This is a genomic window from Lentzea chajnantorensis (genome assembly GCF_054300775.1).
The window spans coordinates 450,728-475,381 of the sequence record NZ_JBSDZT010000002.1 but is presented as its reverse complement, the minus strand read 5'-3'; the positions used below and the strand labels follow the sequence as shown (position 1 = coordinate 475,381).

Genomic DNA, 24,654 nt, shown 5'->3' with positions numbered 1-24,654 from the left:
AGACATCAGCCTCTCCGGGGGCGAAGCGGGTGTAAATGACCTGGCTGTGCCATCTAGTGCCATTTGGTGACCTAGACTCATCAGCGCTGACATCAGTGAGACGGAGAGGTCAGCCGATGGAGTCGAAGGATGAACGGCGCCAACCGAGGACGTTGTTCGGCGAGTTGCTCAGCCGGCGACGGCAGACCGCTGAAGAGTTCAGCCGAGACGCCGCGCGGTTTGCTCACGAGCGCGGGATGAAAGTCTCGGTGAGCGTGCGGCATGTGCACCGCCTGGTGTCTGGTCGTCGTGATGACGGCAGCCCGCTCGGTATGCCAAACGCACCGCTTCGCCGACTGCTTGAAGACATGATGAACGTGCCTGTAGACCGGTTGCTTAAGCCGGTGCAGGAAACAATATCTGTCTCCGCGGAACACGACATTGAGTTGCAGGCGCGCATAGCGGCCGGACGAAATCTGGACGTGGACACGGTCGACCTTTTGCGGAGGAAGCTCGATATAACGCGCGTTATTGATCGACGTCTCGGGGCATCGGCGTTGCTCGGGGAGCTACGTGGCCAGATTGAACAGATGGAGCGCGCAAAGCGCGATGTCCTGAACCAGTGTGTTCGGTCGAGCCTGTCAGAGGTCCTTGTTGATGCTTCCGCCCTTGCGGGGTGGCAGTCGCTCGACCAGGGATTGGTCAGCGAGTCGTGGGACCATTACGACTCTGTGCGGGTCGCAGCGCGTGAAGCCAACTCGCCAGCTTTGGAAGCCTATGCGTGTGCGGGTCAAGCAGTGGTCCTGCTTGACATTGGCGAAGTGGATGCGGCGGTCCAGCTCACTGAGTACGCGCGATCGATCGCAAAGGGGAAGGTTCCAGGTCTGCTGTTCTCGTGGCTCACTGCCGGATACGGCGAGGCTTGTGCAGCGAACGGAAAGAGCCAAGATTGCATGCGAGCCTTTGATGAAGCGCTGCGCAAGATGCCAGCGAACATCGACAGTGCAGAGGTGCCGTACCTGGTGTTCGACTCCACTCACCTTGCGAGGTGGCGCGGCAGTGCGCTTGCACGCTTGGGGGCGCGGGAGGCAATCGACGTGCTATCCGATGTGCTGAAGCGGCTAGATCCTTCGTTCGCTCGTGCGGAGACTGCTTTGAGAGTGGATCTGGTGCAGGTTTTCACTGTGACTGGCGCAAAGGACGAAGCAACCGCACACGTGAGTCGTGCGCGGTTGCTGGCAACGCAGATTGGTTCTCAGCGACAGCATAAGCGGCTTACTTCGCTTCTCGCCTTCGGCTGAGGTTGACCACATCTGCAATATCCGGACTCTCATCCGGGCCGAGTACGACAGCGCGCTTTCCGCGACTGACTTTGATCAGCCCTGCTGCTTTGAGTTCTGAGATTGCGCGGTGTGCGGTTCCGGCCTTCACGCCGTAGCGCCCTTGGAGTTCGATGTTCGTCGGGACCAGGTCCCCAGCCTTCAAGGCGCCGCAAGCGATCGCGCCTCGGAGATCGGCAAATATCCGCTGGTAGGGATCGTTGCGTTCCGGCTCGACAGCAAGCCTTGAGGTGCCTGTTGCATCGATCTCAATGGGAAGTTCAGGCATGTGCGCAATGAGTGTTCCTGCTGCGCGTTGGTCTGCTTCAGCAACCCAGGCGGAGTAAACGCGAAGTGTTGTGGTTCCGCCTCCGCCGTGCCCTAGCCGACCGGCTACGGTGCGAACATCCACACCGGCAGCGATCAACTCGGTGGCGGAATAATGGCGGACGTTCTGCATGGAGATGTCGAGCCCAAGGCGAGTGCACATCCGCGTGAACCGCTGGGACACGGTGGACGGCTTGATCCATGTGGAGTGGTCGACATCGAGCGAGAACAGGCGCCCCTTCTTGTGAAGCTTCACGCCGATCGCTTGCGCTTTGGCGGTTACGTGAGCCAAGTACGCGTGAAGCAGTGCGACGGTCACTTGGTCGAGGGTGTTTCGTCGCTGTTGGTGCGTCTTGATCTCTTTTTCCCAGGTCTTCTTGCCATACTGCGCGATGCTCGAAGTGAGGGGGAGCACGGCGGAATCGAGCTCTAGAAGATCGAGCCTGAAAGCACATACTTCGCCACGACGACCGCCGGTGATGAAGGTCATCCACACCAACGTTCCCCATTCGAGGCCGATGCGGAACGCCTCATTGATGATCGCCGCTGCTTCTTTGGCGGTCGGCGGTTTCGGGTTTGGGGTCACTGACTTCTGCTTGTGAGCGTCGCCGGAGAACGGGTTCTCCGAGATCCAGCGCCACGTCTTGGCGCGTTTGAACGCTCCGCTCAGGCACCAGTGGATCTGTCGGATTGACGAGGTTGCGAGGGGGTTGCACTTGTGTGGCTTGCACCTTCGGTCGCACGTGTGCTCTCCGTCAGTCTTGTGCTCGAAGTACGGATTGCCGTCACAGTGCTTGCGGCAGCGCCGCAGAGTTGCATAGAAGGAATCCAGCGTCTCGCCATCAAGAAGTTTGGTGAGCTTGTGCTTCCCAAGCAGAGGGCGGACGTGGTTCCGGATGTACCCCTCGTAGCTGATCCGCGTGGTGTCATCAACGTCAAGCAACTCCAGGTAGCGGTCCATGAGTTGGTTGACGGTCGCCTTGGTTTTTGGATTTCGTTGCTCATCTATCTGGTTGACTATTCGAGTTCGTTCCTTCTCGGCTTCCTTCGCGGCTTTGGGACCGGCTGGAATCACGGCGGTGATGTAGTTCTCTTTACCGGTCAGGGCGTCGGTACCCGCGTAGACGCGGACCCGCAGGTTGCCGCTGGGGAGGGTGTCGATGCTGCCGCGCTGGCGGGGCTTGCGCCCCTGCTTGGAAGAGGCCATGACGGGAACGTACGCGCGTTCATGTCACAAGTCCTGTCACGTCATGGACTAGAGATCGACTTCAGTAGTCGCTGAAAACTACAGCCGCTGACCCGTTTGTGCAGGTCAGCGGCTGTAAATTCACCCGGCGAAAGGTGGTGCCCCAGGCAGGATTCGAACCTGCGACACACGGTTTAGGAAACCGATGCTCTATCCCCTGAGCTACTAGGGCTGGCGTGAGCAGTCTAGCGGTCCACCGCCACCGAGTTGACCAGGCCCCCGCCTACCCAGAGCCATCACGCTCGGTAAGGGACCGAACGAGTTGGGTGCGGCCGTTCGAAGGAAGTGAGGCAGGCCACCTTCTCCCGACGGGATGCGTCGGGTACGCAGAGGGCGTGAGCAGACCCTGGCCCGACTTTCGTCCTGGCCCGCTGGGGGCCGTCCGGTCCTGGTGGCGGCGGCGGGTGCCGAACCGGCGTGACGACTACACGTACGTGCCGCCGGCGAGCAGTCATCAGCAGGAGTTCGAGACGCCGTTGCCCAGTGCGGTGTACGGGTTGGACTTCCTGTTGAAGATGAACGTCGTGTGGCGGTTCGACCTGGCCACCGGGTTGCGGCACAACTCGCCGAAGAGCGCTGCGATCCACCACGTGGTGCAGCGGGCCACGGAGATCAGTTCGTCGCGGATGTTGGTGCACCACGCGGCGTTGCAGGTGCACCTCGGGGACGAGTTGGCGCGTGAGCAGCAGGTGCCGGGGACGCACGTGTGGGCGCGGGCCGAGCAGGTCAAGGTCGAGGTGGACGACGGGGACCTGGAGATGGCGCGCAAGCACATCGAGTTGTTGCGGAGCTCGACGTTCAAGTTGGCGGAGCGGGACATCGAGCGGCAGGAGATCCGGTACCTGCGTGACGAGGTGCTGACGGACGTCGGGACCGCGACGATCTGGTGGTTGCAGCGCAACGGGTACCGGGTCGAGGAAGCGGTGAAGCTGTCGGACGAGCTGGCGCAGCTGGTGCGGATCGCGCAGCAGCAGCCGGCCAAGCACTGGGCGGAGTCGCTGATCAGCAGCGTCGAGAAGGCGTTGCCGGAGCTCGGGGACCAGCACCGGGTGGAGTTGCAGCAGCACCTGGCCAAGGCGTTGAGCGTGTACGGGGGCAGCCGGATCGCCACCGAGTTCGCCGACCAGGTGGGGTTGCCGGCCGGGGAGCAGGACGACGGTGTCCACAACGGACACAACAACGGGCATAAGTAGAGGCCGCCGACCCCTGGGGGTGGATCGGCGGCCTCATCTCGAAGGCCTACGAGCTGTAGACCTCAAGTTCGTACAGGGAGTATCCGTACCGAGTGGCCCGGTGGGTACCGGTCATCCGGAGGTGCCTCGCGTCCTGTGGCGTAAACGCTACGACATCGGAGCCGCCGTCGCCACTACTTGTCGCGAAAACGTTGCGCCAGTTTGTCCCGTCGCTGGACAGCTCGATGCGGTAGCCGGTGGCGTAGGCCGATTCCCATTGCAACACAGCGCGACCGACCCGTTGCACAGAGCCGAGATCGACCTGGATCCATTGGTCGTCGCTCCAATCGCTGGCCCAGCGCGACTGCGGGTTTCCGTCGACCACGTGCTGTGGCGGGAGGGTGTTCCAGCCGGTCTCGTGCGATGACGCGGTGGCCGTCGCGGAGGTGGCCAGGTTGGTGATGTTCTGGCCGCGGCGGGACGGGAACTGCACGACCTGCTGGTAGGTCGGGCGGTTCTGCCAGTGGATCTTGTCCTGGGTGATGCCGCCCATCGCACGGTGGATGATCGTGTCCGCGCACCACTGGTTGCCCGCGGCGCAGTCGGCGTCGCCGGGGTAGACCTGGGTGGCGGGCTTGGCCGCGGCCTGCTTCAGGGAGTCGACCAGTGCCGTCCGGCAGCCGGACAGGGTGCCGCCGCCGCAGTAGGTCTGCGGGAACGCGCCCTGGACCGGGTCGCCGAGGACCTTGCGGAGGTCCTTGTCGACGAAGCCCCACCAGCCGTACTGGAACGAGGAACCCTTGTGCGGGGCGGCGCCGTGGGTGTCGGACGGGGCCTCGTCCACCTGGATGGCGCCGACCAGGGCGGTGTACAGGTCGGTGCCGAGGGACGGCTGGAACTGCGCGGCGACCAGCAGCGGCCACCACGCGTCCAGCACGCGGATCGCGTCGGCGTGGGCGTAGGTCTTGCTGCCCTTGGCGGTCTCCTTGCGCAACGAACCGGAGCGCTGCCAGTCCTTCAGCTGCTGCACGACCGGGGCGAGCGCCGGGTCGACCGGTGCGGACTCGACGACGCGCAGCAGTTCGGGCAGCACCTGTTCGGCGCGCAGGTCGGCCACCGCGGCCTCGGCCATCGCCTTCGTCAGCGCCGCCCGCGTGACCTTCTGGCCGGAGGTGATCAGCGCGCGGACGCGGCCGTCGAGCAGGTCACCGCGGTGCACGGCGCTGTGGCCGAAGCCGCCGAACGTGAAGTCCTTGGCCTGCTTGTTGTTCCACGAGACGTAGTAGTCCTGGTTGATCGAGTTCGGGTGGCCGGCGAACGGCATGTACTGCGCGGTGTTCTCGTCGCCGTCGAAGCCCTGCCACTCGAACTCCGGGCGGCCCCACACCGGCAGGTTGGGGTCCACAGTGGACTTGCGCACCGGGTTCAGGCCCGAGTTGAAGTACGCCGTGTCCTTCGAGTCGACGTAGAACCAGTTGAACGCGTACCCGATCCGGTCGGCCGCCCGCTGGAAGTCGGTCGCCGACCGGATGGCGGTCGGGTCGTTGAGCTCCTGGAAGCCGATGATCGAGTCGACCTCGTGCAGGTAGGTCGAGCGCAGCGTCGTGTACGCCACGACCTTGCCGCCCACGGTGGCGCGGCTCGCGACCAGGCCGTACTTGGTCCGCCACATCACCAGGGTGTACGAACCGGCCGGCGTGCCGTCCGCGACGGTCGGCTTCCACGCGTTCTTGCGCTCCAGCCGCTCCATCGGCAGGCACGCGCCGCGGTACAGGTAGTGCGAGGACGCCTTGGAGGGCGCGGAACCGTCCGGGTTGCACAGTTCCACGGCGTAGGTGTCGACGATGTCCTGACCCGCCGAGGTCGCGCTCCACGAGTAGTCGACGCCGCGGCCGAGCTGCACGTACATCGAGACGCCCGCGAACGACACGCCACGCGAGCGGATGCCGGGGCCGTTGAGCTCCTGCAGCATCAGCAGCTGCGGCGCGAAGTACCCGGTCTGCGGGCCCCACACGGCGACCGGGTTGCCGGAGTCGGTGTGGGCGCCGGACACGGCCAGCGCGTTCGACATGCCGTGCTTCTTGTTCAGCAGGTCCGCCGGCAGCACGCCGTCCGCGAAGATGCCGGAAGCCTTCTTCAGCTCGTCCGGTGCGGGAACGGAGACCGCGGCACCCGTTCCGCCCACCTCGTCGTAGATCATCCGCTCCGGGGTCAGGCTGCCCGCGTCCGGGAGTGCCACGCCCGCGGGGGACGCAGGGGAGGCCGCGTACGGGAACGACTGTCCGTTGTGGAGGGTCAGCACGGCCTCGGGGTCGTTCTGCGCCCGGAACGCCTTCCACACCTGCTCGCCGACCGTGGCGCCGTAGCGGTTCTGCGCGGCCAGCTTCACCAGCGCCGACTGCACCTCACCGCCGCCGCCCGCGCCGAACAGGCCGCCGACGACCGCGGCGATGGCCACCATGTCGGTCGACTTGAACGGCTGGATGTCGTTCCAGTTCGTGATCGCGTCCGCGTGGCCGGTCAGCACGTACTCGCCGGGGAAGTTCCGCGCGCTGATCGCCTGGGTCAGGTAGGCGTTGATGCCGGCGATGTAGTCGTTGACGTCGGCCAGCGCCTGCCGGCCGCGGTCGCCGCCCTTGGCCGCGGCGGTGTCGATCTGCTTCTGCAGGTCCGCCTCGGTGTAGGGGATCTGGTTGTAGAACGACTGCTCCAGCACCCGGTTGCCCGGCGCGCCGCCCGCGAAGCCGCTGAGCTGGCCGCGGCCGAGGTGGCGGAAGAGGTCCATCAGCCACATCCGGTCCTGGCCGGCCGCGTAGCCGGCGCCGAACATCGTGCCGGAGCGGGTGGTGCCGGTGATGTGCGGCATGCCGATCTTCTTGTCGCGCACGATCGTCACGTCCGCGCGCGGCTTGACGGTGCTCTCGACCTGGTCGGCGGGCACGCCGAACGACGCGTCGTTGAAGAAGTCGGTCAGCTGGGCGTTGGACAGGCCGCCGTAGCCGGCGACGAGGGCGTCGTACTTGCCGAGCTGGTCGGCGGAGTGCGCGGGCCGGGTGCCGAACGCCTTGTGGGCGAGGATCTCGGCCAGCGTCGCGTTGCCGTTGTTGCCGGGCGGCAGGACGTCGCCGCACTGGCCCAGGCAGTAGTCGTCGGCGGTGAACGTGGGCGCGGGCGCCGCCTGGGCGGGTGCGCCGGGGACGATGACGAGGGAGGCGGTGACGGCGGCGGAGGCCAGCAGGGACGTCACCGGGTTGGCTCTCCGCATCCGCGAAGCTCCTCTCCGTGCAGGGTTGATGTGGCGCAGATTACTTTCTGCCACGCCTATTGCGAAAGACCTTCGCATTTTTGGAACTGCTTCCGGATGCGCTGTATCGATCACGTATGCGACGAAGATCAGCATGATCCGCCGACGCACGCTCTTGACATCCCTCACCGCGACCGCCGCCGTCCCGGCCCTGTCCGCCACGCCCGCGACCGCGCAAGCCCCTGTTCAGATCTATTCCTGCGCCGACTGGGGTGCCCGCCCTCCGGGCGAAGGCATCGAGGTGGTGGTCCGAAAGCCGGAACGCATTGTGATTCACCATTCAACTTCCCCGAACCTCGACAACCAGTCGATAGGTCGGGCCTATGAGCACGCGCAGTGGATTCAGAACCTTCATATGGACCAAAACGGCTGGGTCGACTCAGGTCAGCACTTCTCGAACAGCCGCGGCGGGTTCGTCCTGGAGGGGCGGCACGGCAGCCTCAACGCCCTCGAGCTCGGCGACCGCATCGTGGTCGGCGCGCATTGTCCAGGTCAGAACGACTGCGCCATCGGAATCGAGAACGAAGGCCTCTACGTGGACGTCTCCCCACCGCTGGCGCAGTGGGATTCACTGGTCGCCTTCTGCGCGCACCTGTGTTTCCGGTACGGCATTCCAACAGGTGAGATTTTCGGCCATCGGGACTTCATGGTCACTCAGTGTCCAGGTGATGCCCTCTATGCCCTGCTGCCGCGCCTACGCAGCGAAGTCACCGCGCTATTCCGGTAACTGTGAACGCCTCCCGCCATCTCGAAAAACGGTTACCACATGATGAGATAACTGAGAATTAACGTGACCTTCGGCGGTTGTACGCGAAGATCACGGCTCATGAGGGAGCACGGAACGCCAATGCGGGAGGCGTCGTGATCAAGGTTCTGCTGGCCGACGACGAGGACCTCGTCCGTTCTGGCCTTCGCATGATCCTGAGCAGTGTCGGGGACATCGAAGTCGTCGCCGAATGCGATGACGGGCACCTGGTGGCCGACCTGGCGCGCCAGCACCGTCCCCACGTGGTCCTGCTCGACATCCGGATGCGCACCTCGGACGGACTCGCGGCCCTGCGGCGGCTGCGGACCCTGCCGGAACCACCACGGGTGTGCATCCTGACCACGTTCGACGTCGACGAGTACGTCTCGGAGGCGTTGAGACTCGGGGCCTCCGGGTTCTTGCTCAAGGACACCGAACCGGAACAGCTCGTGAAGGCCGTGCGCGACCTCGCGCGCGGGGGAGCGGTGCTCGACCCCGGTGTCGCGGCCCGCGTCCTGGCCGCGGTCGCCGACGGTGAGCGGATGGCCGAGCCGGCCCGCCGGTTGCTGGCGTCGCTGTCGGAACGCGAGCGCGAGGTGCTCGTGCTGATCGGGCAGGGCATGTCGAACGCGGAGATCGGTGGCACGCTGCACCTGTCGGAGGCGACGGTGAAGGGCTACGTGTCGTCGGTGCTCGGCAAGATCGGCGCGGTCAACCGCGTGCAGGCCGCCCTGGTGGCCTACCGAGGTGGGCTGATCGCCTGAGGACGGGCTGGGCCGGGCTCCCGCACGGGGCCCGGCTCAGCCACCGGAAACGATCTCCTGCACCTCGTCGGCGGAGGGCTCGACCTCGACCCGGTTGCGGCCGTGCCGCTTGGCCCGGTAGAGCGCCATGTCCGCTGCCGCGAACAGCTGGTCGAGCTTCGCGGGGCCGGCCGCCACGCCGATGCTCACGGTCGGGCGGCGGACCGCGCCGAGCACCATGGTCCAGTCGTGGCCGTCGACGGCCGCGCGGATGCGTTCGGCCACGGTGGGGCCCACGTCCATGTTCGGGTCGGTGTCGCCGAGCAGCACCACGAACTCGTCGCCCGCCCAGCGGGCGACCAGGTCGTCGGAACGGCACTCGCGGCGCAGCAGCGCGGCGATCTCGCGCAGGGCGGCGTCGCCCGCGGCGTGACCGGCGTCGTCGTTCACGCCCTTGAACCAGTCCACGTCCACCAGCACCAGCCACGGAACCCGGCCGCGGGCCGCGGTCGACTCCAGCAGTGCCTGCGCCGCGCGTTCCAGGCCCAGGCGGTTGGCCAGGCCGGTCAACGGGTCGCGGGCCGCGGCTTCCTGGGCGGCCACCGCCAGGCGTTGCGCCTGGACGGCCACCCGGCGTTGTTCGAGCGCCTGGCCGAGTCCCTCCTGGAGGGTCTCGGTGGCGGTGCGGGCCGCGGTCATCGACCGGCGCAGCGCCTCGGCCTCCCCGACGGAGTCGCCCAGTGCGTGGCAGATGTCGGCGAGCTCGGTGGAGAAGCGCAGCAGCAACGAGGTGTCGTTGATGCGCTCGGCGTTCGCCACCGCGCGGGCGGCGAACGTGCGGGCCTCGTCCAGCTCGTCCTTCTCGCGGCGGACCACGGCGAGGACCCAGTTGCCGACCGAGATGCCCCACAGGTCGGCGGCGTCGAGCGCCAGGCGCAGCGTCTCCTCGCCGAACTCGTCGGCCTTCTCCAGCTGGCCGACGCCCGCGAGGGAACGACCGCAGGCGCCCATCAGGGCACGGCGGATCTTCTCGTCCTTCACCAGCCCGAGGCCTTCCTCCAGGTGGGCGAGGGCCTCCTCGAAGATCGCCGGTGCGGCGGCGGGCGGACCGGAGCAGGCGCGGAAGTTCAGCGAGCCGCCGAGGCGCTGCAGGCAGCGCGCCAGGGTGTCGGTGTTGCCCGCGCGGCGGGCCACCTGCACCGACAGCCGCAGCATGTCGAGCGATGCCCGGCGGTTGCCGATGCCCTCCATGAGGTAGCCCAGGCCGGCCATGGTCTCGGCGACGGCGGGGCTGTCGGCGCGGTCGGTGTCGAGGTCGGTCCAGCCCTCCGCGGCCAGCTCCAGTGCGAGGGGGATGCGGCCGAGGCGCCACGCCATGACCGCGCGGTTCACCAGCACGGCCGACCGCACCCAGCGGTCTGCTCCGGGGGACACCTTGGTGACCACCTCGTCGAACAGGCTGTTGGCCTCCGGCTTGCGGCCAGCGTCGAGCAACGCGCGGACCTCCCGGTCCAGCCGCGGTACCTCGCCCGCTACCAGCGGATCGCGCTGCTCCACTCGTTCATCGACTCCGTTCCGACTCGCCGAGCGGCCCGCACAGGCTACCGGGTCGGTCGCGCCCCGTACCGATCGTGGTGCAGGACGTCATCGAGGGGTAGGCGGTTGCGCCAACCGTGACGTTCCAGATCAGGCGTGTCGGGCAGTGATCGGACCGGACCCACGCACAGCCACGCGACCGGGCGGACCCTCGTGGGGATGCCCAGCAGCCGGCGCAGCACATCCTCCCGGTAGAAGCTCACCCAGCCCACACCGAGGCCCTCCTCGGTGGCGGCGAGCCACAGGTTCTGGATGGCCAGGCACACCGAGTACAGCCCGGCGTCGGCGATGGCGTGCCGGCCGAGCACCGCGGGCGAGCCGCGGTCGGGGTCGTAGGTGACGACGATGCCCAGCGAGGACTCCAGGACGCCCTCGACCTTGATGCGGGAGAACGTCTCGGCGCGCTCGGCGTCCAGCGAGGCGGCGAACACGCTGCGCTCGGCCTGCACGTGGTCGCGGAACGCGCGGCGCACGGAGTCGTCGCGCACCAGCACGAAGTCCCACGGCTGGGAGAGCCCCACGCTGGGGGCGGCGTGGGCGGCGGTCAGCACGCGGCGCAGGACGTCGGGCGGGATCTCCGCACCGGTGAACTCCGCGCGGGTGTCGCGGCGGCGGTGCACAGCTTCGTACAGGTTCATTCGCGTGATCGTGCCTCACACGAAAGCACCAACTTCACACCGGAGAGGTGGCGCCGATCTCAACTTCGCGATATGGACCACGGATGACGAGAATGGCAGGTGGTTATGGCTCCGCCCTGGGTTTCGGCGCCGGGGTCGGTGTGACCGCGTTCACCGGTGCCTGGCCGGTGCTGGCGCTCGCCGGGCTGGCCGCGGTCGTGGTGGTCGTGTCGCTGCGCACGACGGTCCTCGGTGCCGCGCTGGCCGCGTTGCAGTGCTGGGGTCTGTACGCGACCTTCCTGGTCGGTGTTCGGGGCGATCTCACGGTCGACGAACACACGACCTGGGTGCTCGCGTTGCTGGTGCAGCTCGCCGCGCTGGCCTTCCTGGCCAGCGCGGCGATCCGCGTCATCGCCCTTGTGACGGGTACGGCAGCAAAGCCATCTCCCGTGCGTTTTTGACCGCGGTGGCGACCTGGCGCTGCTGCTGCGGCGTCAGGCCGGTCACCCGGCGCGACCGGATCTTGCCCCGGTCCGAGATGAACTTGCGCAGCAGCGCGACGTCCTTCCAGTCGACGACCGCCACGCCCTCCCTCGCGAGCAGGTTCTGCCTGCGCTTCGCAGGCCGCGGCGGCTTCACCAGCTGGCCTTCGACACGCCGGGGAGCTCACCGCGGTGGGCCATCTCCCGCAGCCGCAACCGCGACAGCCCGAACGCGCGGAAGTAGGCGCGTGGCCGTCCGTCCACGACGTCCCGGTTGCGCAGCCGGGTCGGCGACGCGTCCCGCGGCAGCTTCTGCAGGCCCCGCAACGCTTCCGCGCGCGTCTCGGGGTGCCGCAGCATCTCCTTGAGCTCGGCGCGGCGGGACGCGTGGCGTGCCACGACCTCGCGCCGGCGCCGGTCGGCCGCGATCTTGGACTTCTTCGCCATCAGCGCTCCTCCTTGAAGTCGACGTGCTTGCGCGCCACGGGGTCGTACTTGCGCAGCACCAGCCGGTCCGGGTCGTTGCGGCGGTTCTTGCGGGTCACGTAGGTGAACCCGGTGCCCGCGGTCGACCGCATCTTGATGATCGGCCGGACGTCGTTGCCCTTCGCCATCAGACCTTCACCCCCTGCTTGCGCAGCTGGGCCACCACGGCCTCGATGCCGCGCTTGTCGACGGTCTTGACGGCCTTCGTGGACAGCGTCAGCGTCACGAACCGGTTCAGCGACGGCACCCAGTACCGCTTGCGCTGGACGTTCGGGTTCCAGCGCCGCCGCGTCTTGCGGTGCGAGTGCGAGACGCGGTTGCCGAAGCCGGGCTCACGGCCCGTCAGCTGGCAGCGCATTGCGTACCTCCCAGGTCGGAACAACACAGATTGAAACGACATTCGTTTTCAACTACGGTAGCGCACATGGAAACCGTTGTCGTCATGGTGGCGGGGCTGGTCGAGCACGACGTGGCCGTGCGGGTGTGGCGCGACCGGCCCGGATCGGTGCTGGTGCGGCACGTCGCCACGCCCACCGCGGTCCGGCGCTGGGTCGACGGCGTCGCCACCGAGGTCGACCTGCTGCACGGCTGCGTGTCCTGCACCGTGCGCGACGACCTGAAGGCGCTGCTCGAAGCACTCCGAGGTCACACGGTCGTGCTGCACCTGGACCCGTTGCTGGAACCGGACGTCGTGCGCCGCGACCTCGACGTGGACGTCGAGTGCGTGATCACCGTGCTGGACGCGGCGACCTGGCTGGACGACGCGCTGGGTGACGCCTCGGTGGTCAGCGACCAGCGCACGGTCGCCCAGGTCGTGGTCGCGCAGGCCGAGGCCGCCGACGTGCTGGTGCTGAAGGGCGACGCGGACGACCGCACCCTCGCCGTGCTCGACCGGCTGGCTCCAGGCGCGCACCGCTGCACGCCCGACACCGTGGAGGTCAGGCGCGGCAGCAGGCCGCGGATGATCCCGCTCGTCCCCGAGTGCGGTGTCTCCACGGCGGTGTTCACCGCCGACCGCCCGTTCCACCCGAAGCGGCTCGACGACGCGCTGGACGCGTTGCTCGACGGCACGGTCGTGCGCTCGCGCGGCCGGCTGTGGGTCGCCGACGAACCGGACACCGCGCTGCACCTGGAGTCCGCGGGCGGTGGCCTGCACGTCGGCACCGGCGGGCCGCGCGAGGGCAGGACCACCCAGATCGTGGCGATCACCGTGGGCGAGCCGGACGGCATCACCGCGGCGTTCGCCGACGCACTGCTCACCGACGACGAACTGTCCTTCGTGGACTCGATCAGGAAGTTGCAGACATGAAGCCCGGCATCCACCCCGACTACCACCCGGTGGTCTTCCAGGACGCGTCCACCGGAAGGACGTTCCTGACCCGCTCGACCGCCACCTCGAACCGGACGGTCGAGTGGGAGGACGGCAACACCTACCCGTTGCTCACCGTCGACATCACCGCCGACTCGCACCCGTTCTGGACGGGCACGCAACGGCTCGTCGACACCGCGGGCCGGGTCGAGAAGTTCAACCGCCGCTACGGGAAGCGTGAGCGCTGATGGCCGTTCCCAAGCGCAAGACCTCGCGTTCCAACACCCGCCACCGCCGTTCGCAGTGGAAGGCCACCGCACCGGACCTGGTGCGCGTGAAGACGTTGGACGGCAAGGAACTCCTCGTCCCACGCCGTCTCGTCGCCGCCTACAAGCGCGGACTCCTCTAGTGGGCCAGCTGGGTCGTCCCGTCCGGTGAGTCGCGCCACTGGACGAACGGGCGATCCAGCCTCCACCGCGTCCCGTCGTGGTCGAGCACGCGGTGCTCGCACGTGTCCGGGTTGGACAGCGACTCGAACAGGTCGATGCTCCAGTCGAAGAACCTGCGGCACAGCAACCTGATCGTCAGCCCGTGCGACACGACCAGCACGGTCTTCGGGTGCTCCTCGTCCTCGTGCATCCGCACCGTGAGGCCGTCGAGGAACGCCGCCACGCGGTCGTCCACGTCCGCGCCGGACTCGCCGTTGGGCAACCGGAAGAAGAAGTGCCCGAACGCGTGCCGCTGGTGCTTGAGCACCTCCTGCTGCACCGGGTCCTGGAGGTTGCCCCAGTCCTGCTCGCGCACCCGCGGCTCGGTGACGACCCGCTCGGTGTCGAGGCCCAGCAGCTCGAACGTCCGCCTCGTCCTGCGGTACGGCGACACGTAGGCCGCGACCGGTTCGTCGCCGGCCAGCGCCCTGATCACCGGGCCGGCCGCGCGGGCCTGCTCCTCACCGGTCTCGGTCAGCGGCAGGGCGTGGTCGGGGATGCGGCAGTAGGCGAGCTCGTCGACGTTGCCGAGGCTCTGGCCGTGGCGCAGCAGGATGATCCGCACCTCTCCATCGTGCCCTGCGCCCGCGGGTGCCGTCGGCGTTACAGTGCTCGGCGAGTCGAGGAGGAAGCCGTCACATGATCAAGTACATCGCGCTGTACAAGAGGCCCGCCGACCCCGAGGGCTTCGACCAGAGGTACTTCGAGTCGCACCTGCCGATCGTCGCCTCCGTGCCCGGCCTGGTGCGGGCCGAGGTCGCGAGGGTGCAGCAGGTGTTCTTCGCCGGATTCCTGGGCGACACCGAGCCGCACCTGGTCGCCGAGATGTACTTCGAGTCCGCCGAGTCGATGAGGGCCGCCGTGCAGACGCCGGAGTGGGCCTCGTCGGGCGCCAACCTCGCCGAGATCGGCGGCATGGAGCTCGTGGCGATGTTCAGCGCCGAGGTGGTCGAACGGTGAAGGCCGTCGTCATCGGCGGCGGCACGATGGGCGCCGGCATCGCCCACGTGCTGCTCGCGGGCGGCCACGAGGTCACGCTGGCCGAGGCGGACGCCGAGCGGGCCGAACAGGGCGCGCGCACCGTCAAGCGGTCGCTCGACAAGGCGCAGGAGAAGGGCAAGCTCGCGGACGCCGGCGCGGTGTTCGCGAACCTGAGCACCGGTGAGCTGCCCGCGGACGCCGAGCTGGTCGTCGAGGCCGTGCCGGAGAACGTGCCGCTCAAGCAGCAGGTCCTCGGCAACGCCGCCCGGCGGTGCCCGGACGCGGTGCTCGCGTCCAACACCTCGTCGCTGTCGATCGCCGAGATCGCCGCGGGACTGCCCGGCGAACGCGTGCTGGGCATGCACTTCTTCAACCCCGTCCCGGTGCAGCAGCTCGTCGAGCTCGTCCACCACGACGGCGTCGACCCCGCCACCGTCGCCAAGGCGCGGACCTGGGCCGAACAGCTGGGCAAGACCGTCATCGAGGTCAGGGACTCGCCCGGCTTCGCGACGTCCCGGCTCGGCGTCGCGGTCGGCCTGGAGGCCATCAGGATGCTGGAGGAGGGGGTCGCCTCCGCGGCCGACATCGACACCGGCATGAAGCTCGGCTACCGCTGGCCGATGGGCCCGCTGGAGCTCACCGACCTGGTCGGGCTCGACGTGCGGCTGGCCATCGCCGACCACCTCGCGGCCCAGCTCGGACCGCGCTTCGCGCCGCCGCGGCTGCTGCGCGACAAGGTGGCGGCCGGTGAGCTGGGGCGCAAGACCGGCCAGGGCTTCTTCACCTGGTAGAGAGGTGCCCGTGCACATCCGTGAGTACGGCGAGGACGACCTGGACGCGGTGTTCCGGCTGCGGAGGGTCGCGTTCAACTCGACCGAGCGGCCGGAACGGCTGGTGCGCCCCGGCACGCACGGCCTGGTCGCCGAGGTCGACGGCCAGGTCGCCGGCGTCCTCGGCATCGGCGCGTACGCCCAGTTCTACGGCGGCGCCGCGGTCCCCATGGGCGGGATCGGCGGTGTCGCCGTGGACGGGTCGTTCCGCGGCAGGGGCGTCGCGGGCGCGCTGCTCGACGCGGCGCTGGGCGTCATGCGGGAGCAGGGTCAGGCCGTCTCCGCGCTGTACCCGACCGTGCCCGCGCTCTACCGGGGCTTCGGCTGGGAACGCGCGGGGCGCTTCGAGTGGGTCGAGCTGCCGATGGACCGGGTGCTCTCGATCCCCGGTCCTGCCGAGCGGGTCCCGGCGCGGCCCGCGCGGGAGAGCGACCTGGCGGCGATCCACGAGTGCTACCTGGAGGTGGCGCGGACCGTCGACGGCCTCGCCGACCGGCGGCCACCCCGGATCGACCCGGCCGAGGTGCTGGAGCTGGACGTCGTCACCGTGCTGCCGGGACCGGACGGGCTGCGCGGCTACCTCACCGCCAAGCGCGAACCCGGCGACGGCATGGGCCGGCTCAAGGTGTTCGACCTCGTCGGCGCCGACCTCGACGCCCAGCTGACGCTGCTCGCGTCGCTGAAGTCGTGGGCGGGCACGCTGGAGGCCGTCGACCTGCGGATCGTGGACCCGGCGACGGTCGACCTGCTCGGCGCGACCCCGGTGCGCCACTCGGTGCTGACCTCGACCTGGATGCTGCGGGTCGTCGACCTGCCCGCCGCCGTCGCCGCACGGGGCTGGTCGTGCACCGGCGACCCGGCCGCGGACCTGGCCGTGGACCTGGAGGTCGTCGACCCGCGGGCGCCGTGGCACGCCGGACCGTGCCGGATCGTCGCCTCGGACGGCGTGGTGCGGGTCGAACCGGGCGGATCGGGCGCGGTGCGGGTGCACGCCCGCGCGCTGGGACCGTGGTTCTCCGGCCTGCAGAACACGCACGCGCTGCGGCGGGCCGGGCTGCTCGAAGGCGACCCGGCGGACGCGGTGGCGCTGGACCGGCTCGTCGGCTCGGCGGGCGTGCCGCGGCTGGCCGACTTCTTCTGACGGCGCCGTTACCGGCCGTCCCGCATGTCACTCGTCGCCCGACCGCCCCCATCGGGTGACAATGGCGGCATGTCTGGGGAGATCAGGCGTGCGCAGTGGTACCCGAACGGGCACCCGCTGTGCCGGGACCGGGAACCGGTGGCCGCCGCGCGGGACCTGCTCGACGAGCACTTCGCGCTCGCACGGGCCGCGTTCCTCGGTGGCAGTGCCGCCGCCGGTGACTACACACCGAACTCCGACCTCGACCTCGTCGTGATCATCGACGGGCTGCGCGGCGCGTACCGGGAGACGTTCGTGCACCGCGGCTGGCCGGTCGAGCTGTTCTGCCACACCGTCGAGTCCTTCCTGGACTTCGTCGCCCGCGACACGAAGGAACGCCGCCCGCCGCTGCTGTACATGTGCGCGGAGGGGCTGATGATGCTCGACGCGGACGGCACCGGCGCGCGGCTGCGGGCCGAGGCGCGACTCCTGCTCGACGCGGGCCCGCCGCCGCCGACCGTGACCGAGCTGGAGGACCGCCGCTACGCCGTCACCGACATGCTGGAGGACCTCGTCTCCGCGCGGGACGACGACGAGCTGCTGTTCGTCGCGGCGAAGCTGCTGACCGGCGCGGGCGAGCTGGCGCTGGTGGTGCGCAACCGGTGGCTCGGCCACGGCAAGTGGCTGCTGCGCCGGCTGCGCGACGCGGGCGAGGGCGAGCTCGTGGACGCCTACCGGGCGCTGGCGCGCGGCGGTGACCCGAAGTGGTTCGCGCAGTGCGTCGAACGCGTGCTGGCCGCCGCGGGAGGGCGGCTGGAGGCCGGTTACCGCAGGGAGGCGCCACCCCGGTGACCACGTACCCTTCTCGTCCGTGCTGCTCACCGCACTCGAGCTGATCGGGATCGCCGTCTTCGCCGCCTCCGGCGCGCTCGCCGCCGTGCGGGCCAGGCTCGACGTGTTCGGCGTCGTGATCCTGGCGCTCACCACGGCGCTGGGCGGCGGCATCGTGCGCGACGTCCTGCTCGGCGTGCACCCGCCCACGAGCCTGCGGACCTGGCCGTACCTGCTGGTCGCCGGCGTGACCGGGGTGCTCGTCTTCTGGTTCAGCCCGCAGGTGGCGAAGCTGCGGCGCTCGGTGCTGGTGCTCGACGCCGTCGGCCTGGGGCTGTTCGTCACCTCCGGCACGACGACCGCGCTCACCCTCGGCGCACCCCCGTACGCGGCGTGCCTGGTCGGCATGACCACCGGCATCGGCGGTGGCGCGTTGCGCGACTTGCTGCTGCGGGAGATCCCGTTGGTGCTCCGGCGGGAGATCTACGCCGTCGCCGCGCTGGCCGGAGCGGTGGTCGTGGCGGTCGGCGAGTGGGCGCGGCTGCCGAAGGGCCTGGTGGCGCTGGCCGGTGCGGTGCTGATCATCACCGTCCGGCTGGTGGCGCTGTGGCGGAAGTGGAACGCCCCCGTCGCGCGGGGCCTGGACGGCTGAGCGGCGGCTAACGCCGAACTCACACCCGCTGTTGAGGACCTTCTCAGGCGCCTCTCAGTTCCCTCGGCAAGACTGACCCACATGCGCATCCTCGTTGTCGATGACGATCGGGCGGTCCGGGAGTCGCTCCGGCGCTCGCTGCAGTTCAACGGCTACCAGGTCGAGACCGCCGGTGACGGCATGCAGGCACTGGAGTCGGTGACCGCCGCCAGGCCGGACGCGATGGTGCTCGACGTGATGATGCCGCGCCTCGACGGGCTCGAGGTGTGCCGCAGGCTGCGCAGCACCGGTGACGACCTGCCCATCCTCGTGCTCACGGCGCGGGACGCGGTGAGCGACCGGGTGTCCGGTCTGGACGCCGGTGCCGACGACTACCTGCCCAAGCCGTTCGCGCTGGAGGAGCTGCTCGCCCGGCTGCGGGCGCTGCTGCGGCGGGCCACCCACGACACCGAGGCCGCGTCCGGCTCCGCCGCCGTGCTGAGGTTCGCCGACCTGGAGCTCGACCCGTCCACGCGGGACGTGCGCCGCGGCGAGCGGCCGATCAGCCTGACCCGCACCGAGTTCGCGCTGCTCGAGCTCCTGCTGGCGCACCCGCGCCAGGTGCTCACCCGCGGCCGCATCCTGGAGGACGTGTGGGGATACGACTTCCCGACCTCGGGCAACGCGCTGGAGGTCTACGTGGGCTACCTGCGCCGCAAGACGGAGGCGGAGGGCGAGCCCCGGTTGATCCACACGGTGCGCGGGGTGGGCTACGTCCTGCGGGAGACGCCTCCGTGATCGCCGAACCCCAGGGACGGCTGCAACGGGCGTCGCTGCGGGCTCGGGTCACCTGGCTGGCGGCCTTCTGCGTCGCCGGCGCGGTCGCACTGGTGTCGTTCGGCGCGTACATGATCGTGCGCAAGAACGTCTACGACGCCCTGGACGAGAGCCTGCGCGAACGCGCCGTGGCCGTCGTCAACGGCGTGGCGATCAACGACGCCCAGGTGACGACGTACCCGGCGGCGTTCCTCGCGGCCGGTGACGTGCGGATGGGCCTGCTGTCCGGCTCGACCGGCACGTTGCGCTACCCGGAGAACTCGCAGGAGCCGCCGAACGCACCGCAGGCGCGCGAGGTCGCGCAGGGCCTGCGCAGCGACTTCCTGTGGACCGACTACAAGACGGACACGCGGGCGATCGCCGTCGGCTACCGCAACGGCTCGGCGATCGTGATCGCGCAGTCGCTGGAGCCGCAACGCGCCACGCTCGCGAAGCTCAGCATCGTGCTGCTGCTGATCGGCGGTGCCGGCGTGCTGCTCGCTGCCATCGCGGGCACGGCCGTGGCACGCACCGGTCTGCGGCCGGTGCAACGGCTGACCGAGGCCACCGAACGCGTCGCGAACACCGGTGACCTCACGCCGATCCCGGTCTCCGGCGACGACGAGCTGGCCCGGTTGACGCACAGCTTCAACGCCATGCTCGGCGCGGTCGCGGAGTCGCAGGAACGGCAACGCCGCCTGGTCGCCGACGCGGGCCACGAGCTGCGCACCCCGCTGACGTCGATGCGCACCAACCTGGAGCTGCTGCTCGCGTCGGAACGCCCGGATTCACCCACGTTGTCCGAAGAGGACAAGCGGGAGATCCAGTCCGATGTGCGCGCTCAGCTCGACGAGCTCACCACGCTCATCGGTGACCTGGTCGAACTGGCCCGTGAGGACGCACCTCAGGTCGTGCACGAGCCCGTCGACCTCGTGGAGGTCGTGGAACGGGCGCTGGACCGCGCCCGCCGCCGTGCCTCCGGTGCCGTCACCTTCGACGTGCGGCTGCAACCGTGGACACTTCTGGGTGATTCGAGTGCGCTCGAACGCGCGGTGCTGAACCTCCTCGACAACGCGGTGAAGTTCAGCCCCTCGGGCTCGGCGGTGCGGCTGGAGCTCCGCCAGCTCGGCGACGGCAGTGCCGCGGTGGAGGTGGCGGACGCGGGCCCCGGCATCGCGGATGCCGATCTACCTCACGTTTTCGAGCGGTTCTACCGTTCGTCGGAGGCGCGCACGCTGCCGGGTTCCGGGCTGGGGCTCGCCATCGTGAAGCAGGTCGCGCAACGGCACGGCGGCACGGCCACCGCGGGCAGGGCGCCCGAGGGCGGTGCCCTGTTCACGTTGCGCCTACCCGGACGTCCGTAAGGTGGGGGTGTGAGTCATCGCGTGAACGACGATTCTTCGTCGACCTGGGAGACGACCCCGCCGGCCGGGGACGGTCCTGCCGAGCCCACGTCGCGCTTCTCCACGTCCGCGTCCCGGTCCTCCGCGCAGTCGTCGTCGTCCTCACCCGACGACGACTCGACGCCGGGGTTCTCGAAGAAGAAGCCGAAGAAGAAGCAGCCGTTCTGGAAAGAGCTGCTGGTCATCTTCGGCGTGGCGCTGCTGCTGACCGTCGTCATCCAGACGTTCATCGCGCGCGTGTTCGTCATCCCGTCGGCCTCGATGGAGACGACGCTGCACGGCTGCACGGGCTGCGTAAACGACAAGGTGCTGGTCGAGAAGATCACCTACCTGTTCCGCGACCCCCAGCCCGGTGACGTGATCGTCTTCCGCGGCCCGCCGAACTGGACCGGCGGCAAGCAGCCCCCCGGTTTCGTGCAGGGCACGCTGCAGGACCTCGGCTCGATGGTGAACCTCTCCGAGCCCAGCGGCACCGACTTCATCAAGCGCGTCATCGCCGTCGGCGGGCAGACCGTCGAGTGCTGTGACGACAAGGGCCGCGTCCTCGTCGACGGCAAGCCGCTGGACGAGCCGTACATCAACTTCGGTCCCGGCCCGAAGCAGCAGGAGACGTTCGAGAAGGTCACCGTTCCCGCGGGCAAGCTGTGGGTGATGGGCGACAACCGCAACAACTCGTCCGACTCGCGCAAGCACGGCGACCCGACGCCCGCCGACGGTGCGATCCCGATCGACAACGTCGTGGGCAAGGCGCGGGTGATCGTGATCCCGGTCAGCCGGTGGGGCACCATCTCGGACCACAACCCGCAGACCGGCGGCAAGTAGTCCGCACACGACAACGCCCCCGAGCCGATGGCCCGGGGGCGTTGCGCGTTGCCGGTCAGCCCTTCGTCGACCCCAGCGTGAGGCCGCCGACGAACTGCCGTTGCAGCACGAAGAACACCACCAGCGTGGGCAGCGCGACCAGCAGAGAGCCGGCTGCGACGAGGTTGTTGTCGGTGAAGAACGTGCCCTTGAGGTTCTGCAGCGCCGAGGTGACCGGCATCTTGTCGCCGTCCTGGATCAGCACCAACGCCCACAGGAAGTCGTTGTAGATCCAGGTGAACTCCAGCGTCGCGAGCGCGGCGAGCACCGGACGGCACAGCGGCAGGGTGAGCTGCCAGTACTGCCGGAACACCGACGCGCCGTCCACGCGGGCGGCCTCGGTCAGCTCGTACGGGATGGTCTTCATGTAGTTCGACAGCACGAACGTGCAGAAGCCCATCTGGAACGCGATGTGGATCAGGATCACGCCGAGCGGGGAGTCGATCAGCGACTCGCTCTCCGACAGCCACGCCGGCAGCTCGATCAGCCGGTACAGCCGCCACAGCGGCGTCACGATCACCTGCTGCGGCAGCAGGTTGCCCGCCGTGAAGACCATCAGCAGCGCGATGTTGAACTTGAAGCTGAACCGGGACACGCCGAACGCGACCATCGAGCTGAGCACCAGCGTGACGACCAGCGCCGGGACGGTGATCAGGAACGTGTTCCAGTAGAAGTGCGGCAGGTCGCCGACCTCCCACGCCTTGGCGAAGTTGTCGAGCGTCAGCGACTTCGCGATGGAGAAGTAGCCGTTGACCGACGTGTCGTCATAGGTGCGCAGCGAGGCGTAGACCGCCCACAGCAGCGGCGCCAGGGTCACCAGGCAGGTGAGGACCAGGAACACGTGCAGCGCGACCCGCGCGGGGGTCACCGGGTGCTTCTTCACGGCCGGCACCGAGGGCCGTTCCAGCGTGGCCGTCACGTCCGGTTCTCCTTGCTGAACACCTGGTACAGGTACGGGATGATGACGCCGAGCGAGATCGTCAACAGGATCACCGCGACCGCGGAGCCGCGGCCGATGCGGGAGGCCTCGCCGATGATGTTGTCGGTCACCAGCACCGACAGCAGCTCCAGTCCGTTGCGGCCCTTGTTGATGACGTAGACGATGTCGAACGCGCGCAGCGCCTCGATCACCGTCACGACGGCCACCACGATGTTGACCGGCTTCATCACCGGGAAGGTGACGCGGAAGAACGTCTGCGCCGCCGACGCGCCGTCCAGTGCCGCAGCCTCCTTGAGCGCCGGGTCCACCGCCTTCAGGCCCGCCAGGTACAGCAGCATGATGTAGCCGGTGTGCCGCCACGCCGCCGCGACGAGCACCGCGTACAGGTTGATGTCCGAGTCGCCGATGAAGTCGACCGGGTTGTCCCCGAGCCCCAGCAGCGAGTTGAGCAGGCCGCCGTCGGGCGTGTAGATCAGCTGCCAGATGAAGCCGACCAGCGCGAGCGACAGCACCATCGGCATGTACAGCGCGCTCTGGTAGACCCGGCTGAACCGCAGCTCGCGGTCGAGCAGCACGGCCAGCAGCAGACCGGCGCAGGTCGGGACGACCAGCAGGAACGCCAGCCACACCAGGTTGTGCTGCACCGCGGGCCAGAACCGCGGGTACTCGGTGAAGATCTCGGCGTAGTTCCCGACACCGATCCACTCGATGTCCTCGAAGCCGCCGATGCCGTTCCACTTGCTGAACGACAGCGCGACCGAGCCCAATGCCGGGACCCACACGAACATGAGGTGCACGAGCGTGGGGATGCCGAGCATGAGCGCCAGCACCAGCTTGTCCGTGCCCGCCAGCGCGGTGGCGCGCTTCCCACGCCGGCGAGGCGGCGGCCCGCTGGGGACCACCGCCTTCGGCTTCTCCTGGACCGCGGTCACTTGAAGATGTTCTTCGCCTGGTCGGCCATGCCCTTGAGCACGGAGTCGACGCTGTTCGGGTCCTTGATGAACGCGATCAGCCCGTTGGTCGCCGCCTCGCTCGCGAAGCCGGGGTCGGTGTCGCGGTCGAGGAACTGCGTGATGTGCTTGGCGTTCTTGATGGTGTCCGCCACCTTCTTCTGCAGCGGGCTGTAGCTCGCCTGGTCCGCCTTCTGGTTGGTCGCGACCGCGGTCGGGTCGGCCTTGAGGTAGGCGAGCTGCGGTTCGGCGGAGGACAGGTACTCCAGGAGCTTGAGCGCGCCCTCGGAGTTGGCCGGCTTCTTCGCCATCAGGTAGCCGTCGATCGGCGCCTCGACCGTGTCGGTGCCGTGCGCGGGGTTGATCTCCGGGAACGGGAAGAAGTCGAGGTCGGCCTTGTCGGCGTCGGGGAACTGCTGGCCCACGAACGCGCCCAGCAGGTACATGCCGGACTTCTTCTGCTGCAACGTCTGCGCGGCTTCCTGCCACTCGCGGCCGAGCGCGTTCTCCTGGTGGAACGGCAGCAGCCGCTTCCAGGTGTCGAAGACGTCCTTGACCCGCTTGTCCTGCCAGTCCTCCTTGCCGGCCAGCAGGTCGACGTGGAACTGGTAGCCGTTGATGCGGAAGTTGAGCTGGTCGAACGTGCCCATGCCCGGCCAGCCCTGCTTCTGCGCGAAGGCGATCGGGATCAGGCCGTCCGCCTTCATCCTCGTGGACAGCGCCACGAGCTCGTCGAGCGTCTTGGGCACCTCGTAGCCGCGCTCCTGCCACAGGCTCTTGCGGTAGAACATGCCCCACGCGTACTGGGTGAACGGCACGAAGTACTGCTTGCCGTCGGTGCCGGTGGAGGCCTGCTTGAGCGCGTCGGAGTAGTTGCCGCCGACCTTGCCCCACAGGTCGCTGAGGTCGCCGGTCAGGCCCTGGTCGGCGAAGAACCGCATCCGGTAGCCGGCGAACCACGCCAGTACGTCGTCCGGCTTGCCCTGCAGGTAGTTGTTGATCTGCTCCTGGTACTGCTCGTGCTGCTTGGTGTTGATCGTGACCGACAGGCCGCCCGAGCTCGCCTCGAACGCCTTCAGCGCCGCGGTGATCGCGTCCTTCGGCACCTGGTCGCTGAGGTTGTTGCCGAACGTCACGACCTTCGAGTCCGCACCGGAGCCCGAGCCGCCGCCGCAGGCCGCGAGGCCACCGGTGGCGGCGACACCCGCACCGGCCAGCATGACGCGCAGCATGGTGCGCCTGCCGAAGTGCGGCAGGGGAGTGGAACCCGACGCGTACCGAACCATCATCGCTCCTACAGGTGACACTCGCTCGTGCGAACCGAACAGGACTCCAACAAAGTTGCGCACAATGTGGTCCCAGCCACACAGCATGTCAAGTCCCGTTACGGAGCTGTTAAACCAGTGCACACGCAGTGCACGCGCTGTGTCCGGACCGTTCCCGGTACTCGTTGCGGTCAACCGCCGAACAGAGCCAAA

General features: G+C 68.7%; 28 protein-coding genes and 1 tRNA gene. 16 read left to right on the top strand and 13 right to left on the bottom strand.

The annotated features are described in order from the left end of the window. Positions 1-116: 116 nt before the first annotated feature. A complete protein-coding gene (locus tag ACVDFE_RS02850; protein ID WP_458429477.1) occupies positions 117-1,280 on the top strand; it encodes a hypothetical protein in 1,164 nt (387 codons plus the stop codon). Here the strand turns inward: ACVDFE_RS02850 and ACVDFE_RS02845 are convergent. Together ACVDFE_RS02845 and ACVDFE_RS02840 are read right to left on the bottom strand one after the other, a co-directional pair. Next, positions 1,255-2,832, bottom strand: a complete 1,578-nt coding sequence (locus ACVDFE_RS02845) for a tyrosine-type recombinase/integrase (RefSeq protein ID WP_458429476.1) — start codon at positions 2,830-2,832, stop codon at positions 1,255-1,257. The genes ACVDFE_RS02850 and ACVDFE_RS02845 overlap by 26 nt on opposite strands. A gap of 135 nt (positions 2,833-2,967) precedes the next feature. Beyond that, positions 2,968-3,043 (bottom strand) — tRNA-Arg (locus tag ACVDFE_RS02840). A 163-nt stretch (positions 3,044-3,206) separates the two neighbouring features. Here ACVDFE_RS02840 and ACVDFE_RS02835 point away from each other — a divergent pair. Then, positions 3,207-4,064 (top strand): hypothetical protein, encoded by an 858-nt coding sequence (locus ACVDFE_RS02835; protein WP_458429475.1) that lies wholly within the window; start codon positions 3,207-3,209, stop codon positions 4,062-4,064. Between the two features lie 46 nt (positions 4,065-4,110). On the opposite strand, the gene ACVDFE_RS02830 is transcribed toward ACVDFE_RS02835, so the two are convergent. Then, the gene (locus tag ACVDFE_RS02830) at positions 4,111-7,308 is read right to left on the bottom strand and encodes a penicillin acylase family protein (protein ID WP_458429474.1); all 3,198 of its coding nucleotides are present in this window, start codon (positions 7,306-7,308) and stop codon (positions 4,111-4,113) included. A gap of 133 nt (positions 7,309-7,441) precedes the next feature. Here ACVDFE_RS02830 and ACVDFE_RS02825 point away from each other — a divergent pair, with 133 nt between their 5' ends. Next, a complete protein-coding gene (locus ACVDFE_RS02825) occupies positions 7,442-8,074 on the top strand; it encodes a peptidoglycan recognition protein family protein (RefSeq protein WP_458429473.1) in 633 nt (210 codons plus the stop codon). A 134-nt stretch (positions 8,075-8,208) separates the two neighbouring features. Beyond that, entirely contained in the window at positions 8,209-8,856 is a 648-nt protein-coding gene (locus ACVDFE_RS02820) for a response regulator (RefSeq protein ID WP_065914918.1), read from the top strand. A gap of 36 nt (positions 8,857-8,892) precedes the next feature. Here the strand turns inward: ACVDFE_RS02820 and ACVDFE_RS02815 are convergent, their stop codons facing one another. Beyond that, a complete protein-coding gene (locus ACVDFE_RS02815) occupies positions 8,893-10,392 on the bottom strand; it encodes a tetratricopeptide repeat-containing diguanylate cyclase (protein WP_458429472.1) in 1,500 nt (499 codons plus the stop codon). Positions 10,393-10,436: 44 nt separating this feature from the next. Further along, positions 10,437-11,069, bottom strand: coding sequence for a 5,6-dimethylbenzimidazole synthase (bluB, locus tag ACVDFE_RS02810; RefSeq protein WP_360385741.1), 633 nt, complete (start codon positions 11,067-11,069; stop codon positions 10,437-10,439). Between the two features lie 83 nt (positions 11,070-11,152). Between bluB and ACVDFE_RS02805 the strand changes: the two genes are divergently transcribed. Then, on the top strand, positions 11,153-11,509 hold the full coding sequence (locus ACVDFE_RS02805) for a hypothetical protein (RefSeq protein ID WP_360385743.1): 357 nt from the start codon (positions 11,153-11,155) through the stop codon (positions 11,507-11,509). Here ACVDFE_RS02805 and rpsR read toward each other — a convergent pair. The 4 genes from rpsR to rpmB are packed head-to-tail and all read right to left on the bottom strand — an operon-like array spanning position 11,457 to position 12,374. Then, positions 11,457-11,690: a 30S ribosomal protein S18 gene (gene rpsR / locus ACVDFE_RS02800; RefSeq protein ID WP_360386651.1), complete on the bottom strand. Its 234-nt coding sequence runs from the start codon at positions 11,688-11,690 to the stop codon at positions 11,457-11,459. The two genes, ACVDFE_RS02805 and rpsR, sit on opposite strands and share 53 nt — an antisense overlap. Further along, positions 11,684-11,977, bottom strand: coding sequence for a 30S ribosomal protein S14 (gene rpsN / locus ACVDFE_RS02795; protein WP_360385745.1), 294 nt, complete (start codon positions 11,975-11,977; stop codon positions 11,684-11,686). The genes rpsR and rpsN overlap by 7 nt, the downstream gene beginning before the upstream one ends. Beyond that, positions 11,977-12,144 (bottom strand): 50S ribosomal protein L33, encoded by a 168-nt coding sequence (gene rpmG, locus ACVDFE_RS02790; RefSeq protein ID WP_065914914.1) that lies wholly within the window; start codon positions 12,142-12,144, stop codon positions 11,977-11,979. Before rpmG ends, rpsN begins: the two co-directional genes overlap by 1 nt. Continuing rightward, a complete protein-coding gene (gene rpmB, locus ACVDFE_RS02785) occupies positions 12,144-12,374 on the bottom strand; it encodes a 50S ribosomal protein L28 (protein WP_360385748.1) in 231 nt (76 codons plus the stop codon). Before rpmB ends, rpmG begins: the two co-directional genes overlap by 1 nt. Positions 12,375-12,440: 66 nt before the next feature. On the opposite strand from rpmB, the gene ACVDFE_RS02780 reads away from it, so the two are divergent. From ACVDFE_RS02780 to rpmF, 3 genes are read left to right on the top strand one after another with little or no spacing between them, the layout of a single operon-like run. Next, complete coding sequence (locus tag ACVDFE_RS02780; RefSeq protein ID WP_458429471.1) at positions 12,441-13,325, top strand: GTP-binding protein; 885 nt, start codon at positions 12,441-12,443, stop codon at positions 13,323-13,325. After that, on the top strand, positions 13,322-13,573 hold the full coding sequence (locus ACVDFE_RS02775; protein WP_360385751.1) for a type B 50S ribosomal protein L31: 252 nt from the start codon (positions 13,322-13,324) through the stop codon (positions 13,571-13,573). The genes ACVDFE_RS02780 and ACVDFE_RS02775 overlap by 4 nt, the downstream gene beginning before the upstream one ends. Then, positions 13,573-13,734: a 50S ribosomal protein L32 gene (rpmF, locus tag ACVDFE_RS02770; RefSeq protein ID WP_360385753.1), complete on the top strand. Its 162-nt coding sequence runs from the start codon at positions 13,573-13,575 to the stop codon at positions 13,732-13,734. Before ACVDFE_RS02775 ends, rpmF begins: the two co-directional genes overlap by 1 nt. On the opposite strand, the gene ACVDFE_RS02765 is transcribed toward rpmF, so the two are convergent. After that, a complete protein-coding gene (locus ACVDFE_RS02765; protein WP_360385755.1) occupies positions 13,731-14,378 on the bottom strand; it encodes a histidine phosphatase family protein in 648 nt (215 codons plus the stop codon). The genes rpmF and ACVDFE_RS02765 overlap by 4 nt on opposite strands. A 74-nt stretch (positions 14,379-14,452) precedes the next feature. Between ACVDFE_RS02765 and ACVDFE_RS02760 the strand changes: the two genes are divergently transcribed. The 8 genes from ACVDFE_RS02760 (at position 14,453) to lepB (ending at position 21,247) form a co-directional block, all read left to right on the top strand. Further along, positions 14,453-14,773, top strand: coding sequence for an EthD family reductase (locus tag ACVDFE_RS02760; RefSeq protein WP_458429470.1), 321 nt, complete (start codon positions 14,453-14,455; stop codon positions 14,771-14,773). Beyond that, positions 14,770-15,585: a 3-hydroxyacyl-CoA dehydrogenase family protein gene (locus ACVDFE_RS02755; RefSeq protein ID WP_458429469.1), complete on the top strand. Its 816-nt coding sequence runs from the start codon at positions 14,770-14,772 to the stop codon at positions 15,583-15,585. The genes ACVDFE_RS02760 and ACVDFE_RS02755 overlap by 4 nt, the downstream gene beginning before the upstream one ends. 10 nt (positions 15,586-15,595) lie before the next feature. Beyond that, a complete protein-coding gene (locus ACVDFE_RS02750) occupies positions 15,596-16,765 on the top strand; it encodes a GNAT family N-acetyltransferase (RefSeq protein WP_458429468.1) in 1,170 nt (389 codons plus the stop codon). 69 nt (positions 16,766-16,834) lie between these two features. Then, on the top strand, positions 16,835-17,596 hold the full coding sequence (locus ACVDFE_RS02745; RefSeq protein ID WP_360385763.1) for a nucleotidyltransferase domain-containing protein: 762 nt from the start codon (positions 16,835-16,837) through the stop codon (positions 17,594-17,596). A 19-nt stretch (positions 17,597-17,615) separates the two neighbouring features. Beyond that, on the top strand, positions 17,616-18,227 hold the full coding sequence (locus tag ACVDFE_RS02740; RefSeq protein WP_360385765.1) for a trimeric intracellular cation channel family protein: 612 nt from the start codon (positions 17,616-17,618) through the stop codon (positions 18,225-18,227). Between the two features lie 81 nt (positions 18,228-18,308). Continuing rightward, a complete protein-coding gene (locus ACVDFE_RS02735) occupies positions 18,309-19,004 on the top strand; it encodes a response regulator transcription factor (protein WP_360385767.1) in 696 nt (231 codons plus the stop codon). Beyond that, positions 19,001-20,386, top strand: coding sequence for a sensor histidine kinase (locus ACVDFE_RS02730; RefSeq protein ID WP_458429467.1), 1,386 nt, complete (start codon positions 19,001-19,003; stop codon positions 20,384-20,386). The genes ACVDFE_RS02735 and ACVDFE_RS02730 overlap by 4 nt, the downstream gene beginning before the upstream one ends. A gap of 9 nt (positions 20,387-20,395) precedes the next feature. Further along, complete coding sequence (lepB, locus tag ACVDFE_RS02725; protein ID WP_360385769.1) at positions 20,396-21,247, top strand: signal peptidase I; 852 nt, start codon at positions 20,396-20,398, stop codon at positions 21,245-21,247. Between the two features lie 55 nt (positions 21,248-21,302). Here lepB and ACVDFE_RS02720 read toward each other — a convergent pair whose 3' ends face one another. The 3 genes from ACVDFE_RS02720 to ACVDFE_RS02710 are packed head-to-tail and all read right to left on the bottom strand — an operon-like array spanning position 21,303 to position 24,462. Further along, positions 21,303-22,205, bottom strand: a complete 903-nt coding sequence (locus ACVDFE_RS02720) for a carbohydrate ABC transporter permease (protein ID WP_458429466.1) — start codon at positions 22,203-22,205, stop codon at positions 21,303-21,305. Further along, a complete protein-coding gene (locus ACVDFE_RS02715) occupies positions 22,202-23,158 on the bottom strand; it encodes a carbohydrate ABC transporter permease (protein ID WP_360385773.1) in 957 nt (318 codons plus the stop codon). The genes ACVDFE_RS02720 and ACVDFE_RS02715 overlap by 4 nt, the downstream gene beginning before the upstream one ends. Continuing rightward, the gene (locus ACVDFE_RS02710) at positions 23,155-24,462 is read right to left on the bottom strand and encodes an ABC transporter substrate-binding protein (protein ID WP_458429465.1); all 1,308 of its coding nucleotides are present in this window, start codon (positions 24,460-24,462) and stop codon (positions 23,155-23,157) included. The genes ACVDFE_RS02715 and ACVDFE_RS02710 overlap by 4 nt, the downstream gene beginning before the upstream one ends. Positions 24,463-24,654 lie beyond the last annotated feature (192 nt).

What these genes read in the sequence shown, in the direction of transcription:
- ACVDFE_RS02850 (WP_458429477.1), top strand. Translation starts at nt 117, where the DNA reads ATGGAGTCGAAGGATGAACGGCGCCAACCGAGGACGTTGTTCGGCGAG.
- ACVDFE_RS02845 (WP_458429476.1), bottom strand. Translation starts at nt 2,832, where the DNA reads ATGGCCTCTTCCAAGCAGGGGCGCAAGCCCCGCCAGCGCGGCAGCATC.
- ACVDFE_RS02830 (WP_458429474.1), bottom strand. Translation starts at nt 7,308, where the DNA reads ATGCGGAGAGCCAACCCGGTGACGTCCCTGCTGGCCTCCGCCGCCGTC.
- ACVDFE_RS02825 (WP_458429473.1), top strand. Translation starts at nt 7,442, where the DNA reads ATGATCCGCCGACGCACGCTCTTGACATCCCTCACCGCGACCGCCGCC.
- bluB (WP_360385741.1), bottom strand. Translation starts at nt 11,069, where the DNA reads ATGAACCTGTACGAAGCTGTGCACCGCCGCCGCGACACCCGCGCGGAG.
- ACVDFE_RS02805 (WP_360385743.1), top strand. Translation starts at nt 11,153, where the DNA reads ATGACGAGAATGGCAGGTGGTTATGGCTCCGCCCTGGGTTTCGGCGCC.
- rpsN (WP_360385745.1), bottom strand. Translation starts at nt 11,977, where the DNA reads ATGGCGAAGAAGTCCAAGATCGCGGCCGACCGGCGCCGGCGCGAGGTC.
- rpmG (WP_065914914.1), bottom strand. Translation starts at nt 12,144, where the DNA reads ATGGCGAAGGGCAACGACGTCCGGCCGATCATCAAGATGCGGTCGACC.
- rpmB (WP_360385748.1), bottom strand. Translation starts at nt 12,374, where the DNA reads ATGCGCTGCCAGCTGACGGGCCGTGAGCCCGGCTTCGGCAACCGCGTC.
- ACVDFE_RS02780 (WP_458429471.1), top strand. Translation starts at nt 12,441, where the DNA reads ATGGAAACCGTTGTCGTCATGGTGGCGGGGCTGGTCGAGCACGACGTG.
- ACVDFE_RS02775 (WP_360385751.1), top strand. Translation starts at nt 13,322, where the DNA reads ATGAAGCCCGGCATCCACCCCGACTACCACCCGGTGGTCTTCCAGGAC.
- rpmF (WP_360385753.1), top strand. Translation starts at nt 13,573, where the DNA reads ATGGCCGTTCCCAAGCGCAAGACCTCGCGTTCCAACACCCGCCACCGC.
- ACVDFE_RS02760 (WP_458429470.1), top strand. Translation starts at nt 14,453, where the DNA reads ATGATCAAGTACATCGCGCTGTACAAGAGGCCCGCCGACCCCGAGGGC.
- ACVDFE_RS02745 (WP_360385763.1), top strand. Translation starts at nt 16,835, where the DNA reads ATGTCTGGGGAGATCAGGCGTGCGCAGTGGTACCCGAACGGGCACCCG.
- ACVDFE_RS02735 (WP_360385767.1), top strand. Translation starts at nt 18,309, where the DNA reads ATGCGCATCCTCGTTGTCGATGACGATCGGGCGGTCCGGGAGTCGCTC.
- ACVDFE_RS02710 (WP_458429465.1), bottom strand. Translation starts at nt 24,462, where the DNA reads ATGGTTCGGTACGCGTCGGGTTCCACTCCCCTGCCGCACTTCGGCAGG.